Below are 19,398 nucleotides of genomic sequence, written 5' to 3'. Positions count from 1 at the left end.
ATCAACGCCCCCCTACCGACGTCACACCGGGAATAAGCGTCGGCTCTTCGTCCGGCAAAGGTTCGCCCTTATGAGTTCGACTGATCAGCGCAATGGCACAAGCACAAACCACCACCGAGCCAATGGCCGCCAATACCGCAACCGGTCCACCGTGCAAGGCTGCGACCACGTTCTGTTGCGCGGCCATGGCGACCACGACAGGAATGTACATGGCACCCCAGAAACCCACGCCCAAGTCGCATTCCTTGGTCATACCGCCGCGGTTGTGCATCCACAGACGGGCGCAGATCAACAGGATCATGGCAATGCCAACCCCGCCCACATTGGATTTAACGCCCAGCAGCATGCCGAGCATATCGCCAAGAATGACGCCTGCCAGGGTGCAGATAGCCAGTAAGGCCACACCGTAAATAATCATTATTTTTATCCTCACATTGCGTTGCCGAAGTTGTTGTTTTTATCCTTCGCAGCTGGCGTACGGTCTAGGGGTTGCGGGTTTCCTCCTCTCGCAGCAGCGCACTCAGCGTATCCAGGCGAGCCCCTTGAAAGGCGACTGCCGCTCCTTGTTCGAACACTTTTCTGGCCAGGCACGTCAACACGGTGCCTGGCGGTAACTCGATCTGTAGACGCACGCCGCGCTCATACGCGGTTTGCACGGTGCTGCGCCAATCAATCACCCGGCACATGTTGAACGCCAGGTCGTCGCGTAATTTATCGGCGGTCAGCACCAACCGCGCAGTACTGCCGCTGAGATAGCGCAAGGTCGGGGCCTGCACAGACACTTTGGCAAAAGCCTCCGCCAACGTTACAGCGGGTTGCTCCAACAAGGCGCAATGAGATGGCACACTGACCGCCAGGCGCTTGACCGCCGAAGCACCGATTTTTTTTGCTCGCTCGGCGACCTCTGCCATCGCGCCATCGCTGCCCGCGATCACCAACTGGTTATCCGCATTGATATTGGCAAGATAAACCGGCGTGTCCGGGCCGTGAACCTGCCCGATCAACGCTTCGACAGCAGGTTGATCCAGCCCCATGATTGCAGTCATGCCGTAACCATGAGGGTAAGCGCCCTGCATCAGCTCACCGCGCAGGGCCACCAGACGCACGGCATCGCCAAACGCCAGCGAACCGGCAATCACCGCCGCTGGATAAGCGCCGATGGACAAGCCTGCTACGTAATCGGGGGGGCTTGCGCGCTCGATCAGCACGCGGGCACACGCCACACCCGCAATCAACAAACACAACTGCACGGCGCGGCTATCGGCCAGGGCTTCGACCGAATCGAGTGCCAGTACCTCTTCACCCAGTTCGTCGCTGGCCTGGCGCAGGCAATCGCGGACCAACGTTTCGTCCGGCAAACGATGCAGCATGTGCGGCTGTTGCGCGCCCTGGCCGGGAAACACCATAAGGCTGCTCATGCGGCGTGCTCAATCAATCGCCAAGGATCGCTGAGCAGACACGCGCCCTCAGAAGTTTTAAGCAGGACTTTGCGCGCTGGGCCAGCCCACTCGCGCAAGGCCATACCGCCGCCAGGGACTTGTAATTGCAGATCGATCCGGCAGCCCGTTCGCGTCATCGTCGCATCCAATACGCGGACCAGCTCGGCCGCCTGCTCGCGGCTGAAGAACTGTGGCGTGCGCAAAATCAAATCAAGGTCACTGTCACGATGCAGCGCAGCCAACCCGCTGGCCAGTTCAAAACCGGCACTGCCGCTGACGCCCCACACTAACCCCAGGTCTTCCATCAGCGGCCGAACCTGCGCCAGTGCTCGTAGCGCAGGCCAGTCGCGACCCTCTTGACTCTCCACATGAATGAGTTGCTCCGGCTGCACCTGGCGCTGGACATCTGCGCACTTGATCAGCGTGGCGTAGCGCTGTTCGCGCTGCTGACCACGAACACCGACCGCGATCTTATCCGCTGAGCACACCGCGCGACGCACCACCACTGGATGGCCAAGGCTCAACGCCTCGGCGACCCAGCTCGGCGCATCGTCAGCCAGCGCGTGCACAGGCAACCCCCAGAGCAAGTCGTGGGGCAGCACAGCAACGGAGGCGTTCATTTACCACTGCGCCCGGAGTAATTCACGCACCTTGGCAGACGCCGCACGGTTGCTCGCACCCAGGCGGCTGGCCAGGTCCGTGCCGGTCGCTTGCACATCCTTGATCGCCAGTGTCAGGCACGCCTGAACATGATCAATGTCTTGCGCCGTCGGTTGCTCAATCTGGCTGACGGACAGACTTTCCCACAGCAACCCGAGGGTCGCGTAACTGTCGATGTCGTAGGCCATTGGCGGCACGCTGGCGGCCAGTTTTTCCAGCTCCTCAACGGTGCGCAAGGTGACCCGGGCGGCTGAAGCCTTGCCCATGGCATGCACCATGACGCCCGGGTCACGCAGGGCAATCAGACGGTTGGCCTGATAACCATGAGCCAGAAAGGCACCGGACATGGCCTTGCCCACCAGTAAAGCAATCACCGGATGCCCGGCCAGACGCGCGCGCGCATAGCTGTCCACCGCACCGGCGAGGGCTTGATGAATGCCCAGCGCTTCTTCGCGCCGACCGTACGCCTGGCTCGGCACATCGACAATGACGATCAAGGCGCGCTTGTGCTCACTGCGCTGATCCAGCGTTATCGCGTCATCCACCGCCTTGGCCAATCCCCACCCTTCAAGCAGCCCGACTTCGCCGTTGCGCGCCCGAGGGAAACGGTTTTCAGGGTCAGCGACCACCGCCAGAAAACGTACCGGCTGATCGCCCAGCATGCCGTCGGCCACCTTGAGCGATGCAGGCAAACCCACAACTTCAGTCGCCCCGCCACTCAACGCCAAAAACCAGTGCAACCCGCGTTGCGAATACTCGCTCATGGTTACGTACTCGCTCATGGCCGTTCTCCTTGATAAAGGGTGCGCACCGTCTGTGGATCGATTTGGGGTGCTGTATCCAGCTGCGCCAGGCGCTGCAGAAACAGTGCGTATTGACCGCTGCGTTGCTGTTCAGGCAAACCCTGCTTGAGCCAGGTATCGACCTGACGCTGAATGCTCGTCACATCATCAATCGAGAAACCATCTGCCAAGCCGCTGGCGAAGCGCTGCTCACCCCCGGTCAGGCTCCAGATGAAAGGTCGGTTGCGCGAGTCGTACTCTTCGATGCCTGCTTCCTGCTCAATCACCTGTGGTCCGTTCAAACCCAGACGGGCCTCGCGAGTCACCAATATATAGCTGCATAGACCGGCAGCGATGGACATCCCGCCGAAGCAGCCAACGCTCCCGGCAATCACACCAATCACCGGCTGGTACTGGCGCAAATCGACAATCGCCGCGTGGATATCAGCAATCGCCGCCAGCCCAAGATTGGCCTCTTGCAGGCGCACACCGCCGGTTTCCAGGAGCAACACGGCGGCGGTTGGAATGCCGTTACGGTTGTCCTCGGCGGCCAGTTCCAGCGCACCCGCAATCTTCGCCCCGCCGACTTCGCCGAGGCTACCGCCCTGAAACGCGCCTTCAATGGCGGCGACCACCACCGGCAGGCCGCCGATAGAACCTTTGGCGATCACCACGCCATCATCGGCCTGCGGCACAACGCCTTGCTTGGCCAGCCAAGGCGACATCATCCGGGCGAAAGGGTCGAGCAACTCACGGAAGCTCCCGGCATCCAGTATGGCGCGGGCACGTTGGCGAGCATTGAGTTCGACGAAGCTGTGCTGACGCAATAAACGCGCGTTGTCAGTCATGACCGATCTCCTCGAAACCTTGCTCCAGACGCAACCGCACCACACCCGGTGTCGCGCCGAAATCATGAATATCGATGGCCAGCGCGGGCGGCAATTGCCCGTCGAACATGCGCTCGAACAAGTGCTGCCAACGGGCGGCACTGCCGTTGACCGATGTCACCACCTGTATCGATAGCTTGCCCGGCTGACCCGGCTCAAGCAGGGCTTCCAGATCACCCGAACCGACACAACCCACCAACGCACGCCTCAGGGGCGGCTGCCCGGCAGGGAATTCAAAAGACAGGGTTTCCATGATCAAAAAATCCTCGATTGATCGCCGAGCCCAGGCTCAAGGCTATCGATAAACAGGCACGCGGCGAGCAGGTCCGCAGCGCCACCCGGCGATGCGTTCAGGCTCAACAGCTGTTGATCCAGTTCATGCAGGCAACGCCGACCGCCGAGGCTGGCGCTGCCGCCAGCATCCAGGACCCGTTGCGCGCCGAGTTGCATGGCTTCAAGTCCCGGCTGGCCAGCGCGGTACAGCACACAGGTGTCGGCCAGGGTGGTCATGATCGCCAGCAGCGCATCGAGTCGAGCGCTCTGTTCGCCGTGCCCGGCGGCGCGGCTGCGTTGCAACTGCGGCAGGCCATGTTGGATCACGGCTGGAAAGCCCAGCTGCGCCTGCTCCCGAGCGCCGCGTGCGCCATAACGCTGGGCGACTCTGGCACCGTGGCTGTTCTGCAACGGCGAATGGCGGTCATCGATCAATGCCAGTTTCGCTGCCCGCAGGCTCATGCCCGCCGCCGTGCAATGGCCAGGCTCCAGGGCCACCGCCGTCACCAACAGACCCAAAGCCCAAATAGCCCCACGATGGGTGTTCACGCCACCGGTGGTGTTGAGCATCGCCACTTCACCTTCGCGACCGATCCGGCCCACGGCCTCGCGCAGTGGCTGGCCAACGACGCCAAACTCAAGGGCGGCTTCGGCCATGTGCTTGAACGCTGGCCACAACGACAGCGCAGAAGCGTGCATCAAGCCCAGGTGCAGATCCTGATGCGCGCCGCTACCGCGACGGTCGACCAACGCCGGTTTCGGCGACAGGTCTGCTTCATCGATCAGCGCATCCACGGCCAGGTCAGCCAAACGGTCGGCCAACGAAACAACGACAGGTTGCAGGTTGAGTGCGCGCATCACCAGCTCCTGAATTGGGCGGGCGGGTTGTACAGGCCGCCGGACCACTCGACCAGATCGGCGACGCTTTTCGCGGCCAGCAATTCGCGGCTGGCGTCGGTGCGGCGGATGCCCAAATCTTCAGGTAAGGCGATCAAGCCTTCGCGGCGCATGCGCGCTGTATCTTTAGGGTTGTGACGCATGCCGATGGCCGTCACGCCTGCGACCGCAGCGATCATCGCCTGACGCTCTTCCAGAGTCCGCGCCTTGTACAGATAGGCGATGCCTTCTTCGGTGAGCAAGTGGGTCACGTCATCGCCGTAAATCATGATCGGCGCCAGTGGCATACCGCTCTTCTTCGCCACATCGATCGCGTCCAGGGTTTCGACGAACGTCGGTTTACCGCCTTCCTGGAAGGTCTCGACCATCTGCACCACCAGCTTCTTGCCGCGCTCAAGGTAGGCGGCCGGACCGTCACCGGTCTGCTGGCGCATGTCCAGCCAGGCCGGGGTCGCATGACGACGGCCGTGCGGGTCATGGCCCATGTTCGGTGCGCCGCCGAAACCGGCCAGGCGCCCACGGGTCACGGTCGAGGAATGGCCATCGCCATCCACCTGCAACGTTGCGCCGATAAACAGATCAACCGCGTACTGACCGGCCAATTGGCAAATCATCCGGTTGGAGCGCAGCGAGCCGTCACGGCCGGTGAAGAACACGTCCGGACGCGCAGCGATGTAATTTTCCATGCCCAACTCAGTGCCGAAGCAATGAATGCTTTCGACCCAGCCACTTTCGATGGCTGGAATCAGCGTTGGGTGCGGGTTGAGGGTCCAGTTGCGGCAGATTTTACCTTTCAGGCCCAGAGACTCGCCGTAGGTGGGCAAAATCAGCTCAATGGCGGCCGTATTGAAACCGATGCCGTGGTTCAGCGACTGCACATTGTGTTTTTCATAAATGCCGCGAATCGCCATCATCGCCATCAACACGTGCACAGGCTTGATGTGGCGCGGGTCACGGGTGAACAGCGGCTCGATGTAAAACGGCTGATCCGCCACCACCACGAAGTCGACCCAGGACGCTGGAATATCGACCCGAGGCAGGTCGCTGACATCATCCACCAACTGATTGACCTGGAAGATCACGATGCCATCGCTGAACGCCGCCGGTTCGACCAGTGCCGGCGTGTCTTCAGTGCTGGGGCCGGTGTAAATGTTACCGGCACGATCCGCCATGAAGCCGGCCGCCAACACCACGTTGGGGATCAGATCGACCACCAGCCGTGAGTACAATTCGATGTAGGTATGGATGGCGCCGATTTCCAACAAGCCATCTTCCAGCAACTGGCTGATGCGCAGGCTTTGCGTGCCGGCGAAGGAAAAGTCCAGCTTGCGGGCGATCCCGCGTTCAAACAGATCCAAATGCTCGGACCGGCCGACGCTGGGCATGATCATGTGCAGATCGTGCAGCTTGGCCGGATCGACCTTGGCCAGGGAACGGGAAAGAAAATCTGCCTGCTTCTGGTTGTTGCCTTCAAGCACCACACGGTCGCCGGGGGCCAACAAGGCTTCCAGCGCGGCGACGATATTCTCGGTCGGCAATACCACGCCATCGGCGAGAGACCGCACCTGCTCGAGTCGCCGCTGCTTTTCGCTGCGCCGACGCGACCAGCGCGGATCGGGTGTATTTATTGTTGTCATGCTCACTCCACGCGTTTTCGCTGTCGTGAGCCACCTTATGAGGGAATGGTGAAGCGCATCAATCAAGCAAGGGATGAAATCATTACGGCTGGAGTAATGATTTCAGCCAGACGCTGATCCTCTGTAGGAGCTGACTTGTCTGCGATCCAGCGCGAAGCGTTGGAAAAAGTAGTGAATTCACCGCCGCCGGAAGGCCGTGCCGGCCTTTTCGCGGGCAAGCGCGCTCCTACAGTTTGCTGCGCGACAGCGCGGCGTCGAAGACAGGGCGGAATCTCCTACATGGACCCTGTAAATCAAACCGCCCAGTTGATCTGATACCGAGTGCTGCGCCCGCCGCCTGGGAGTTTCTCCAGACAGCCTTTGTCCAACAGATCACGGAGATGCCGGGTGGCGGTGGCTTTACTCACTTTCGCAACGGTCTGGTACTGCGCAGCGCTAATACCCGCGTCGAAACCTGCGCCAGGTTTATCAACCAACACATCCCCGTCGAGTAAACGGTTGAGCACTTTAATTTGCTCGGCAGAGAGGCCGTGCTCGCGGTACTGCTGCCAATAGCGCGCCTTGGCCAGGACTCGGTCAATGCGCTTTATGGCCTGCTCCAGCGTATGCAGCAACGTGTGCAGAAACCACTCCAGCCATGGCGTGATATCCAGCGTAGCCTTCTGACTGGCTTCGAGAATGCTGTAATAGGATTGACGCGCACTGAGGATGCTTGCCGACATCGCATAAAAGCGAATGGACTGATCTTCGCCTTGAGCCAAAGCAAGGTCGGTGATTGCGCGCGTCAGACGACCATTGCCATCGTCAAACGGGTGCACCGTCACGAACCAGAAATGCGCGATGCCCGCTCGCAACAACGGGTCGAGACTGGCGTCTGTACGACTACTGTTGAACCACGCAAGGAAACGAGTGAGCTGTACGTCCAGCCCTGCTCGCGGTGGCGCCTCAAAGTGCACGGTAGGCCGATCCAGCCTTCCAGACACCACTTGCATCGCCTCTTCGCCGCGCAAGGTGCCGACGCGGATACCACGCATCAGCACCGTTTCTTCCGCAGGAAAGAGCAACGTATGCCAGTGCAACAACCGCTCAAGGGTCAAGGGCGACAGGTGTTGCCGGGTGGCATCAAGCATCAGCTCAGCCAAACCCTCGCTGCGTTGACTGACACGCTGATCCCCCGTTAACCCCAGGCGACGCGCCAGAGAAGAGCGCACAGATCCTGCATTCAGCTGCTCACCCTCAATGGCCGATGAGGTAATGATGTTCTGCAGCAACGTATCCAGTTCGGTCTGCGCGCTGGCATCTACCCCTGCCGCACCGATCATTCCCAGCAACCGCCCCTGAGCCTGCGAGCACCCCCGTAACAACGGCGCGAGTCGATCAGCCCGCCACGTGAAATGCGGCCAGTCGGATTGCTGCCATATCCAGTCGGTGGGTTCGTTCATGGGTCGTCCTGAAACGTGTGAGCCGAATAAAAGCGTTATTCGGCTCATTAGGTGAGCCGATTGTGCGATTTATTCGGCTCATCGTCTATATCGCAGGCACGCCCACACCGTCTAAACCAACCCCGCCGCCACCAACAATTCCTCCAGGCCCACCAGGTCCGGGATTTTCGCGACGGTGTCGCCGACTTGCACCGCCGCCAGTTCCAGTTCGGCCAAGGGCACGTCGACGTAGCTGAGTTGGCTGTCGAGTTTGCAGGAGCGAGGAATGCCCTGGGTCAGCAGCGCAATGAACTCAAGGTCGGCGCGGCCACCCAGGGCGTTGAGAACGACGATACGGGCCCGGCCGCCGACGCGGGTGCGGCTGCCGCAGGTGGCTTCGAAGCTGAGCAGCGGCAAGGTGCGGTTACGCCAGTAAATCGGCCCCAGGTACCAGATGGGCGCATCGGGCTCGGCGTTGCTGTCCTGATAGTCGATCAGCTCAGCCACGGCGACGTTGGGCACCAGCAGGTTGCGGTCGCCCAAGGGCAGCAGCAACCCCGTCAGGGTGGTCAGTTGGCTGGGGGTTGCGCTAGACATGTACCGGACTCCATTGGGCGATGCTTTCCAGCAATACTGACTCCTGATACGGCTTGCTCAGGTAGTCGTTAACACCAATAGCCATGGCGTGGTCGCGGTGTTTTTGTCCGGAGCGGGACGTGATCATGATGATCGGCAGGTCTTTGAGCCGGTCGTCATTGCGAATTTTGCTGGCGACTTCGAAGCCGTCCATGCGCGGCATTTCGATGTCCAGCAGCAGAATGTCGGGGGTGTGTTCCTGCAACAGCGCCATGGCATCGATTCCGTCTTTGGCCGTCAGCACACTCATGCCGTTGCGCTCAAGCAGACGGCTGGTGACCTTGCGCACCGTCACCGAGTCGTCCACCACCATCACCAACAACGGACGGGCTTGTGTGACCTCAATGAACTTCGGTGCTCTTTGGCCCGCGGCATGCTGCGCTTGCAGACGACCATACAAGGCGCGGATATGCGCTGGCAGATCGAGAATGAACACCACGCGCCCATCGCCAAGAATGGTCGCGCCGGAAATGCCCTGCACCCCGGCGAATTGCGCACCGAGGCTTTTCACCACGATTTCCCGCGAGCCCGCCAGCGCATCCACCTGCACGGCCACCCAATGGTCGTGCACATGCACCAACAGCACGGGCAACGGCTGGGTCTGGCCGAGCAGTTTGGGGGGCAGGCCATTGTTCAACAGCTCGCCGAGGTAGCGCAGCTCGTAGCTTCGCTCGGCGAAGTGGTAGCGTGGTGGATCGGACAGGTAACAGGTTTCCAGCTCGCCAGGCATCACCCGCACGATGCCTTCGACCGTATTGAGCGGCACCGCGTATTGCTCTTCCCCACACTGCACCATCAACGCCCGGTTGACCGACACGGTGAACGGTAAACGGATTTGAAAGCACGTGCCCTGCCCCGGCGTCGAGTCGATGACCATTGAGCCGCCAAGCTGTTTGACCTCGGCGTGCACCACGTCCATGCCCACGCCGCGACCGGAGATCTGGGTGACTTTTTCGGCCGTGGAAAACCCGGCCTGGAGGATAAACTGGAGCAACTCGTAATCACTCAGTTCGGCATCCGCTTCCATCAAACCACGCTTTATGGCTTTGCGGCGCACGGCCCCGAGATCAATACCGCCGCCATCGTCACGCATCTCGATGACGATATCGCCGCCTTCGTGAACCATGCTCAGGCTGATCCGCCCCTCTTGCGGCTTGCCTACGGCTCGGCGTTCTTCGGCACTTTCCAGACCGTGATCGATGGCATTACGCAGCATATGCTCCAGCGGCGCGACCATGCGTTCCAGCACGCTACGGTCCATTTCACCTTCTGCGTCACCCACGTCGAAGCGAACCTGTTTATCCAGCTCGCCGGAGACCTGACGCACGATCCGCCGCAACCGTGGGAGCAGGCGTTCGAACGGCACCATGCGCGTGCGCATCAGGCTTTCCTGCAACTCCGTATTGACCCGCGCCTGTTGTGACAACAGCGCTTGCGCGTCGTGATTTCGGGTGTCGAGGGTTTCTTTAAGGTCGAGCAGGTCGGATGCAGACTCGAACAAGGCCCGCGAAAGTTGCTGCAACTGCGAATGACGGTCCATCTCCAGCGGATCGAATTCTTCATAGCCCAATCGCTCGGCTTGCACCTGCTCGCGGCTGAGAATTCGCCCCTGGGTTTCTATGTCCAGACGCCGCAACTGGTCGCGCATGCGCTCGATGGTGGTTTCCATCTCAACCAAAGTGACATGGGCATCGCTGACTTGCTGTTCGATACGCTCCCGGAAGATCGACGTTTCACCCGCCAGATTGACCAGGCTTTCCAGCTGTTCGGCCGCCACCTTGACCATTTCCGGTGGGGTGCGCTCAGCCTCGGCTTCGGCCGTCGAAGACACTGCCACCGCGCTGGAGGGTGCAGCCTCGCGCGGCGCATCGTCCAGTGTCGCTTTGGCGGTGAGCGACCCCAAGCCGTTTGGGCTGCTGAAACGATGGATGCTCTCGATCAACAACGTGGCGCTGGGCAGCGGATGCCGCGCACGCACGGCGTCAAGCATGCCAGCCAACAGGTCGTGCCCGCTTTGCAACAGGCTGATCAGCAGTGGATTACTGTGCAACAACCCGGCTGACAGGCCTTCATAGAGAAATTCAAGTTCATGGGCCAGGTCGCCAATCGGGGCGATTTCCACCATCCGTGCGCCGCCCTTGAGGGTGTGCAGATCACGCAGCAGGTTTTCCACCTCAACCGTGTTTTGCGGCTCGTCCTGCCAGCGGGTCAAGGCGCCGCCGGAGCTTTCGACAATGTCGAAGCCTTCCTCAAGGAAGATCTCCAGCAATTCAGGGTCGCGCTCTTCGAGGATATCGACCGCTGATCTGACGGGTTTCGGCTCGACGTCAGGGCGTGAACCTTGGCCAGTGCCCTGGCGAAAATCACGGATATATTCAATCAACTCAGCCGGACTGCTGAGCGGCTGATGGTCTTGCAATTGCTCCAGCAGGATCGCCAGAAGGTCGTGGCTTTGCAGCAGCAAGTCAGCCAATGCGGACGAGTGACAGTAGCGGCGGTCGATCAAGCCTTCGTATAGGGATTCCAGCTCATGACCCAGATCGCCCACGGGGCCGATTTCAGCCATGCGCGCGCCGCCCTTGAGGGTGTGCAAATCGCGTTGCAGCGAGGACAGCGGCAACGGGTTGTCAGGATCGGACAACCAACGGTGCAATGCCTGCCCGGCGCTGTCGAGAATATCCACCGCCTCTTCGAGGAAGATTTCCACGATCTCGTCATCGAGGCCGCTTAGCGGTGCATCGGTCTCTCCGGGCTCCTGCACTGCGGACTGAATAGCGTGTTCAACCGACTGTTCAATCGCGAGTTGCTCGGTCGCTGCATTCAGTTCGGTGATGCTCAGCGAGCGGCTACCGTCGCTTTTGATCAGGCCCATGGCGCCAGGGTCGAGGGCTTGATCGAGCAATTCGCGCAAGGCCCGAATGCGCTCCGGGCTGGCATCCACCTCTTGGCCTGCCGCCACTTGGTCAAGCATGTCGATCAGGGCTTCGTGCGCCCTTTCAACCTCATGAAAGAAGCGCTCGCTGACCGCCAGGCTGCTTTCTTCAACCGCGCCATACAAGTCCAGCAGTGCCTCACACAGCTCATCCACCTGCGGCAGATCGGCCATGTGCGCCCCATGACCCAAGGTGGTCAACTCTTCGAGCAGAGCGCTTAATTCCTGGCGCTCGCCGGGATGCTGCTGCCAGCGCTGCAACAGGCTTTCGGCATCGAGCAGAATGTCCATGCCCTCGGCCAGAAAGGTCGCGATCAATTGCGGATTGCGCTTGATGCGCAGGCCGTTGCTCGGTGCGCTAAGGGCAGCCGCCAGGCGGATGTCCAGCAGCGAATGCGCCTCGTCGATCAGCGCCGCTGCGCCCACGATGGTAGCCAGCGGGTCACTGTCGAGCTGGAGCAGGCCCTGTCGAAACAAGGGTTCGGCGGCCTTCAGTAGCTGAATTCCTGCCTGCCTCAGCGGAATCAGATTGGATTTAAACTCGAGGATCAACTGATCCAGGGGTCTGGCCAACTCGGCTATGGGCAGCACGCCCGCCATGTAAGCGCTGCCTTTGAGCGTGTGCAGGGCGCGCTGCAGGTCGTCGCTGATGGGCGGTGACACCGCTTCGGTGGCGCTGTCGAGAAAGCGATTGAGCGTGTCGAGATGGCTTCGCGCTTCCTGACGGAAAATCTCCAGCAGATGCGGGTCCAACGCCTCATCGTTGGCATTGACGGTATGAGCCATGACCGCAGCGATGAGCACCTCTTCGCCCTTGGCCAGCGCGTGGGCACATGCAGCCAACAGGTCGACATCATCACGCTGATGCTGGGCATTGTCGGCGAATTCGCGAATAACCTCAGGCAATAAGGCCAGCACGTCAGCCAGTAAACGCCGAACGCGCTGATCGGGTTTGACGCTGTTCTCCATGATCCGGTTGAGCAGGTTCTCCGCGGACCAGGCCAACTCGCCGAGGATCAACGCACGGACCATCCGCCCGCTGCCTTTTAGGGTATGAAATGCCCGGCGGACTTCGGTCAGCGCGGCGGTATCACGAGGGTCATCGAACCATTGTGGCAAGTGCTCGTGCAGCGCCACCAACACCTCATCGGTCTCTTCGAGAAACACCTCAAGCAACTCGTCGTCCACCCGTTCTTCATCGGCGGGCGGCGGCAACAGGCTGGTTGGCACATAGAGGGCCGGCGGATTAACGGCCGAAACCGGGCTGGCAAGCACTTGGGCGATGGTCTGCGTCGGGCTGACCAGTTCCTGACGGGCCTGCAACTCAAGCAACTCGTCCTGACTGATCACCTCATCGAGCAGCGGCACCTCGACAACGGCGTCCGGTATCGGCGAATACCCAAGCCCCTCCAGACTGGACTGAGCCCGGTCGAGCACTTGCTCACCCGGCGCTTCATGATCCTGGCCCAAACGCTCCAGGTAATACTCAATACTGGTGAGGGCGTCTGCCAGACCATCGAGCTGACCCCAGGTTGGTGGCGTGTTGTCCTCCAGCAAATGCTCCTGGATGTATTCGTTGCAAACCGCGAGCAGGCTGGCTGCTCGCGCCAGCGGAATCATCGCCAGTGCCCCGCGTACCTGCACCAGCAGCGCGGGCAAAGGCTCGAGCCGCTGCCGATCCCAAGGGCCGTCGATATAATCGATGATCATGTCCTTGGCCTGCTGCAGCCCGATACGCGCCTCCTTGATCACCAACTGATGGATCTGGGTCAGGTCTGTCGTTGGCAAGCGGCTGTTTTCACGGTGCGTCTGCTCCACGGTGCCTACCATCCCGGCCAGGGTCGCTTCGACGTACAAGAGTGCGCCAGCGACATCCATCAACGCAGAGTCATCGGCTTCACGTTGGCCCTGGGCCAAACCCTGAACAACCGCCAATTGATCGATGATGACTTTACGTGGCTGACCGAAGCCAAGGACGGCCAAGGTATCCGCGACCTGTTGCAGCGGCGGCAGCAGGCTGTTGAGTTCACCAACGTGCTTGCGGTCGCTGCGCACGAAGACGTCCAGGCGATCTTTGACCCTGACCAGCTCCTCGCATAGCGCGACCACCACCGAGCGCATCGCATCGCGATCCGGGCCCGCCAGCCGCGCACGCTCTTCGTCGACCAGCGCGGTATCGGGCAGGGACTCGGCGAGGCCGTATTGATCTTTGAGCAGCAACATAGGTGGCGCCTGGCTGTCGGATTTGGCGATGTAAAACAACAGGCTCTTGAGCAACTCATCTGGCGCCGGCTGATTGATTGCGCTGATACCCTGCTCGAGCAAGCGCTTGAGTTCCTTGTCAGACTCTTTGAGCAGACCGCGCAGCGCCGGGCTATTGGTGAACTGGCCGTCAGCCATGGTTGCGACCAGCGCCGACGCAATCTGCCACAACAGACCGAGCGGCGCGTCTTTGCACAATGCCTCAAGGCGGCTAAACACTTTGGCCATGTGACCGAGGTTGGTCTGCACCTCCTGCTCACGCAGTAAACCAACCAACGCCGCTTGGAGCATTTGCCGCCACTTGCGCAGCAGCGCCGCCAAGTCAGGGCTGTCTAGCTTGGCCAATGCCTGCGCGTCGAGTTCGGGAACACAGAGCAGTTGCGGGGCAAACAGACTGGTTTCCGACAGCAAGCTCTCGCCTCGGGCGCTGCGCAAATCATTCAGCAGCGGCAGCACCACAAGCGGCAAATCGCGTCTGGCGGTATGGATGCGGTCGAGGTAAACCGGCATCTGCACCATAGCCTGTGTCAGCAAATACACGGCTTCGGCCTGTTGCGCCACGCGACGTTGCTGCAACGCCAGCGCCAGTTGCTCGATTTCTTCGGCGAGCAGCGCCGCGCCATAGAATTCGATCATTTGCAGGCTGCCATGCACCTGGTGCACACAGCTCAGGCACTCAACCATTGAGGCCGGGTCCTGTGGGTGTGCGACAAACGCTTCGAGGGCTTGGCGGGCCTGTTTGAGCGTTTCGGCAATTTCGCCCTTGACCCATTCGAGGGCCACGTAGTCGTGCCGATCAGCCATAACAACTCCAGTCATTACCTATTATTTACCCGGGTGTTCAACCAGGGCCTTACGACGGTGGCAAGGTAAAACCAGACACCGAACGCCGCATCTCGCTGGCCATTTTCGCCAGGTTGCCGATACTTTCCGCCGTGGCCGTGGTGCCAGACGTCGTTTGTGTCGTGGTCTGGTGAATCACGCTCATGGTCCGGGAAATCTGCCCCGCAGAGGACGCCTGCTGCTGCGCAGCGTTGGTGATGCTCTGAATCAACGCCGCGAGGGTTTTCGAAACACCCTCGATTTCCTCCAGTGCCACCCCGGCATCGTGCGCCAGTCGGGCGCCGCGCACCACTTCGCTGGTCGTCTGCTCCATGGAGATGACCGCCTCGTTGGTGTCGTTCTGAATGGCCCGAACCAGGGTCTCAATCTGCTTGGTGGCCGACGAAGAGCGCTCTGCCAGCCGTTGCACTTCGTCGGCAACCACCGCAAAGCCACGTCCGGCATCCCCGGCCATCGAGGCTTGTATCGCCGCATTGAGGGCCAGAATGTTGGTCTGATCGGCAATATCATCGATCAAGCTGACAATGTCGCCGATTTCCTGGGAAGACTCGCCCAAACGTTTGATCCGCTTGGAAGTGTCCTGAATCTGCTCACGGATGTTGTCCATACCGTTGATGGTGTTATGCACCACCTCGTTACCTTTATTGGCAATGGCCACCGAACGCTCCGCCACCGCCGACGACTCCGACGCATTGGCCGAGACCTCATCGATGGAAATCGCCATGTTATTGATCGCGGTCGAGGCAGCCGCAATCTGCAACGCCTGATGCTCGGACGCCGCCGCCAACTGCATGGCCGTGGTCTGAGTATCTGCAACCGCTGACGCGACTTGCTCCGCAGTCAGGTTGATCGTGGCCACCAGGTCGCGCAACTGGTCGATGGAGTAATTGATCGAGTCGGCAATTGCCCCGGTGAAGTCTTCGGTCACGGACGCGGCGACTCTCAGATCACCGTCGGCGAGGTTTTCGATCTCATCGAGCAGACGCATGATCGCGTGCTGATTGCGCTCGTTCTTCTCGGCGGTTTCGCGCAACTGCCGGTTGGTTTCGCGCACCATCACGATGCCGATCAAAATGATCGACATCAAGGCCAGCAGGCCCAGCAGGTAGCCGCCGATGCTGTGCATCGAACGCCCACTGGCCAGGTGCTCAAAATGATCGGCCAGCACCGACGCTTCATCGAGCAGGGTTTGCGAGGTGGTGAAGATAGTGCTGGCCGATTCACGCACTTGAAGCAGCTCGGGCGAAGTTTCGAGAATTTCATCCACGGAGCCTGAAACGAACTGGAACAGCTCGGCAATTTCGGTCAGGCGCACACGGGAATCGTGGTCCTGGACCTGGGTGATGTTCATCACCGGATTGCCTTCAATCATGCCATTGAGCACCCGGCCAAACAGGCTTGCGTCGCGACCGAACGCATCGGCGGCCTGCACCGCGGTGTCATCCCCGGACAGTACAGTGTTGACCGAACCGAGAATTCGCTCAGCCAACAGCGACTGACGCTGCGCCACCGCCACCTGACTGGCCGGCGCATGATTTTGCAGAAGGCTGTCGACGACTTTTTCGTACTCGACCTGCAACTGCGGAATGGTTTCGGCCAGGGTTGCCGCCACTTGATGCAGGGACAGAACGGTCTGTTCACTGGCGACAATCACGTCGGTGCTCTTGCGCAGACTCTCCCAGTCCTTCTGCACGGCCTGCATTTCCTGACTCACGGCTGACGGCGCCGACGGCAACCCCGTGGCCTTGTCACCTTTTTTCAGGAAACCCCAGCGCAGATCAAAATCGTTGCGTGCGTCGGCCAACAGCTTGAACGCAGGCGCCTTGCCCGCGGCGGCTTCGGAGGCGTTTTTGGCGATTCGCTGAGACAACACGCGCAGCTCGCCTGCGTGGCCGATGTACTGTTTATCGTAATTCGACTGCGTGTTGAGGTAGGCGAAGTTAGCGAACAGCAACATGATAAAAATGATCAGGGCGACAAACAGCGCGGCGATCTGCGACCGACTGCGCTCACCCTCCAATGACCTACCTGTCTTGCTCATTATTCAGGGCCCCGCCTGGCCAGCAACATCTATTCATCCCGGAAATAAAAAAGGGCCCGTCGAGGCCCGCCGAAAAACGTTACAGCGCGACATCCATGAAGCCCGGTGATTGCGCCAGCGCATGCGGGCTGAAGACCAACCAGGCCTGTTCACGTAAGAACTGCCCCTGAATGAACGGCGCGACCCCCGCTTCGAACGCCACAAGTGGCTCAGGCATCAGGCTGCGTTGATTGAAATGCTGCACACCCAATACTTCATCGACCATCAGCCCGGCGAACACATCTTGATAGTCGACCACCAGCACCCGCCGCTGCTTGCGCACAGGCGACAACTCATGATCAAAAAACGCACACAAATCCATGATCGGCAGCAACCGCCCCCGCAGGTTGGCCACACCCTTGACCCAAGGCTTTACCCCAGGCAATACGGAGTAACGCGGCTCATGCAGGATCTCGCTGATCTCCCCCATGGGCGCCACGTAACACTGATCGCCCATGCGAAAACCGATCCCGCTCCAGTCTTGCAGTCGCGTCTCCTGCAAAGGCAGACCGGCCGCGAGAGAGCGACAGCGCTGATCGATTTCAAGGAGCAACTGGAAGGCGGTTTGCGACTCAGCCATGAGTGCGGACCGTCAGCCGGCCAATACCGCATTCAGGGTTTTCATCAGGGTTTCTTCGTCCACCGGCTTGGTCAGATAATCACGCGCGCCCTGGCGCTTGCCCCAGACTTTATCGGTTTCCTGATCCTTGGTCGTGATGATGATCACCGGAATCATGTTGGTGTCAGCGTCTTTAGTCAGCTGGCGCGTGGCCTGGAAACCATTGAGACCGGGCATCACGATATCCATGAGCACCGCGTCGGGTTTTTCCTGACGGGCCAGGGCAACGCCATCAGCGCCGTTTTCGGCTTTCAAGACGTGATGACCGTGCTTTTCCAGCATGCCGGTCAACTTGTACATTTCAGTCGGCGAATCATCAACGATCAGAATTCGAGCCATGGTATTCCCCATACGCAATGGATGCTCTCGACCCGCCAGGGTCACAGGGCATCAAGATACTTGTTGTTCTACTGCAACGAACTCCGGCACATGGGCCTTGATCGCGTTCAGTAGTTCTTCCTTGCTGAAAGGCTTGGTCAGAAACTGGTCTGAGCCGACTATCCGGCCCTTGGCCTTGTCGAACAGGCCATCCCTGGAGGACAGCATGATCACCGGCGTTGACTTGAATGCCCGGTTATTCTTGATCAGTGCACAGGTCTGATAGCCATCCAGGCGCGGCATCATGATGTCGACGAAAATGATTCGCGGGTGATTGTCGGCGATCTTCGCCAGCGCATCGAACCCGTCTATCGCGGTGATGACTTCGCAACCGACGTTCTTCAATAACGTCTCTGCGGTGCGGCGAATCGTCTTCGAATCGTCGATGATCATCACTTTCAAAGCTGTGGAATGCTGTTCCATGTTTGCTCTACCATCGCCGCGGCGAGTCGATTTGCTGCGTTGTGCCCGGCGTCTTCAGGCTGACATGGAGCTACCATGAGCCCCCAGCCCCTTAATTAACGGGGCCCAAGGCCAAGTGCCGAGCCTTTTTAGCACACTCTCCAGACGCAATCCATAAAGCCCGACGCTGCGCGCTTGCCTCTTGACCCAGCGCATGCACGGCGCCACCCTGACGCCTATTTTCAGGCCCAAGCGGCCCTTACCGACAGAGGATATTGCCCATGAGCGTTCGCCTAGGGATTGTCATGGACCCCATCGAGGACATCTCCTATAAAAAGGACAGCTCGCTGGCCATGCTCCTTGCCGCCCAGGATCGCGGTTGGTCGCTGTTCTATATGGAACAGCACGATTTGTACCAAAACGCCGGCCAGGCACGCGCCCGGATGAAACCACTGAAAGTCTTCGCCGACCCCGAACACTGGTTCGAACTGGGAGCCGAAATCGACAGCGGCCTGGACGACCTCGACGTGATCCTGATGCGTAAGGATCCGCCGTTCAATATGGAGTTCGTGTACTCCACGTACCTGCTCGAACAAGCTGAACGCGCCGGCGTACTGGTGGTCAACCGCCCACAGAGCCTGCGTGACTGCAACGAGAAGCTATTTGCCACGCTGTTCCCGCAATGCACGCCGCCGACTCTGGTCAGCCGCCGTATGGACATCTTGCGCGAATTCGCCGAACTGCATGGCGATGTGATTCTCAAACCGCTGGACGGCATGGGCGGCACATCCATCTTCCGCCACCGCGAGGGCGATCCAAACCTGTCGGTGACCCTCGAAATCCTGACGGCCAATGGCACGCAGCAGATTATGGCCCAAGGTTACCTGCCAGCGATCAAGGACGGCGACAAACGCATCCTGATGATTGACGGCGAGCCCGTGCCTTACTGCCTCGCACGTATCCCGGCCGCTGGCGAAACCCGTGGCAACCTGGCCGCCGGTGGTCGTGGCGAAGCCCGCCCCTTGACCCCGCATGACCGCTGGATCGCGGCCGAAGTCGGCCCGACACTGCGTGAAAGAGGCCTGCTATTCGTAGGCATCGATATCATCGGCGAGCACCTCACCGAAATCAACGTCACCAGCCCGACGTGCATTCGTGAAATCGACAATGCCTTCGGCACCAACATTGCGTCCATGCTGATGGATGCCATCGAGAAGAAGCTCAAGGCCAGGTAAACGCTATCCCCGGCC

At 60.2% G+C, this 19,398-nt stretch carries 15 protein-coding genes and 2 pseudogenes; 1 reads left to right on the top strand and 16 read right to left on the bottom strand.

The genetic code is table 11. The features are described from left to right. Position 1: 1 nt before the first annotated feature. The 16 genes and pseudogenes from madL to pilG all read right to left on the bottom strand — a co-directional run bounded on the left by madL (position 2) and on the right by pilG (position 18,169). Positions 2 to 418 (bottom strand): malonate transporter subunit MadL, encoded by a 417-nt coding sequence (gene madL, locus ACVBEG_RS25925; RefSeq protein WP_322176853.1) that lies wholly within the window; start codon positions 416 to 418, stop codon positions 2 to 4. A 64-nt stretch (positions 419 to 482) separates the two neighbouring features. Beyond that, the gene (gene mdcH, locus ACVBEG_RS25920) at positions 483 to 1,418 is read right to left on the bottom strand and encodes a malonate decarboxylase subunit epsilon (protein ID WP_322218420.1); all 936 of its coding nucleotides are present in this window, start codon (positions 1,416 to 1,418) and stop codon (positions 483 to 485) included. Further along, positions 1,415 to 2,059, bottom strand: a complete 645-nt coding sequence (locus ACVBEG_RS25915; RefSeq protein ID WP_322176855.1) for a malonate decarboxylase holo-ACP synthase — start codon at positions 2,057 to 2,059, stop codon at positions 1,415 to 1,417. The genes mdcH and ACVBEG_RS25915 overlap by 4 nt, the downstream gene beginning before the upstream one ends. After that, a complete protein-coding gene (mdcE, locus tag ACVBEG_RS25910) occupies positions 2,060 to 2,863 on the bottom strand; it encodes a biotin-independent malonate decarboxylase subunit gamma (RefSeq protein WP_322278471.1) in 804 nt (267 codons plus the stop codon). A gap of 14 nt (positions 2,864 to 2,877) precedes the next feature. After that, positions 2,878 to 3,729 (bottom strand): biotin-independent malonate decarboxylase subunit beta, encoded by an 852-nt coding sequence (locus ACVBEG_RS25905; RefSeq protein WP_322176856.1) that lies wholly within the window; start codon positions 3,727 to 3,729, stop codon positions 2,878 to 2,880. After that, positions 3,722 to 4,021 (bottom strand): malonate decarboxylase subunit delta, encoded by a 300-nt coding sequence (locus tag ACVBEG_RS25900; protein ID WP_219063991.1) that lies wholly within the window; start codon positions 4,019 to 4,021, stop codon positions 3,722 to 3,724. Before ACVBEG_RS25900 ends, ACVBEG_RS25905 begins: the two co-directional genes overlap by 8 nt. A 2-nt stretch (positions 4,022 to 4,023) precedes the next feature. Continuing rightward, positions 4,024 to 4,899, bottom strand: a complete 876-nt coding sequence (locus ACVBEG_RS25895; RefSeq protein ID WP_330200978.1) for a triphosphoribosyl-dephospho-CoA synthase — start codon at positions 4,897 to 4,899, stop codon at positions 4,024 to 4,026. After that, on the bottom strand, positions 4,899 to 6,575 hold the full coding sequence (gene mdcA, locus ACVBEG_RS25890; protein WP_322218424.1) for a malonate decarboxylase subunit alpha: 1,677 nt from the start codon (positions 6,573 to 6,575) through the stop codon (positions 4,899 to 4,901). Before mdcA ends, ACVBEG_RS25895 begins: the two co-directional genes overlap by 1 nt. 293 nt (positions 6,576 to 6,868) lie before the next feature. Then, positions 6,869 to 8,017 (bottom strand): Fic family protein, encoded by a 1,149-nt coding sequence (locus ACVBEG_RS25885; RefSeq protein WP_322218426.1) that lies wholly within the window; start codon positions 8,015 to 8,017, stop codon positions 6,869 to 6,871. 111 nt (positions 8,018 to 8,128) lie between these two features. Continuing rightward, entirely contained in the window at positions 8,129 to 8,593 is a 465-nt protein-coding gene (locus tag ACVBEG_RS25880; protein ID WP_219063987.1) for a chemotaxis protein CheW, read from the bottom strand. Continuing rightward, a pseudogene (locus ACVBEG_RS25875) lies at positions 8,586 to 10,916 on the bottom strand (hybrid sensor histidine kinase/response regulator); the annotation flags it as partial. The pseudogene ACVBEG_RS25875 and the gene ACVBEG_RS25880, both read right to left, overlap by 8 nt. Positions 10,917 to 10,996: 80 nt before the next feature. Next, positions 10,997 to 14,630: pseudogene (locus tag ACVBEG_RS25870) on the bottom strand (Hpt domain-containing protein); the annotation flags it as partial. Between the two features lie 49 nt (positions 14,631 to 14,679). Next, a complete protein-coding gene (locus tag ACVBEG_RS25865; protein ID WP_322176861.1) occupies positions 14,680 to 16,710 on the bottom strand; it encodes a methyl-accepting chemotaxis protein in 2,031 nt (676 codons plus the stop codon). 79 nt (positions 16,711 to 16,789) lie between these two features. Further along, entirely contained in the window at positions 16,790 to 17,329 is a 540-nt protein-coding gene (locus ACVBEG_RS25860) for a chemotaxis protein CheW (protein WP_322176862.1), read from the bottom strand. Between the two features lie 12 nt (positions 17,330 to 17,341). Next, a complete protein-coding gene (gene pilH / locus ACVBEG_RS25855) occupies positions 17,342 to 17,707 on the bottom strand; it encodes a twitching motility response regulator PilH (RefSeq protein WP_322176863.1) in 366 nt (121 codons plus the stop codon). Positions 17,708 to 17,758: 51 nt separating this feature from the next. Then, on the bottom strand, positions 17,759 to 18,169 hold the full coding sequence (gene pilG, locus ACVBEG_RS25850) for a twitching motility response regulator PilG (protein WP_219063982.1): 411 nt from the start codon (positions 18,167 to 18,169) through the stop codon (positions 17,759 to 17,761). Between the two features lie 260 nt (positions 18,170 to 18,429). Between pilG and gshB the strand changes: the two genes are divergently transcribed. After that, entirely contained in the window at positions 18,430 to 19,383 is a 954-nt protein-coding gene (gene gshB / locus ACVBEG_RS25845) for a glutathione synthase (protein ID WP_322176864.1), read from the top strand. Positions 19,384 to 19,398: the final 15 nt, after the last annotated feature.

The sequence above is a fragment of the Pseudomonas sp. GG8 genome, assembly GCF_052976945.1.
Note: the sequence above shows the minus strand (reverse complement) of the source record. Positions and strands in the feature narration are given on the sequence as shown.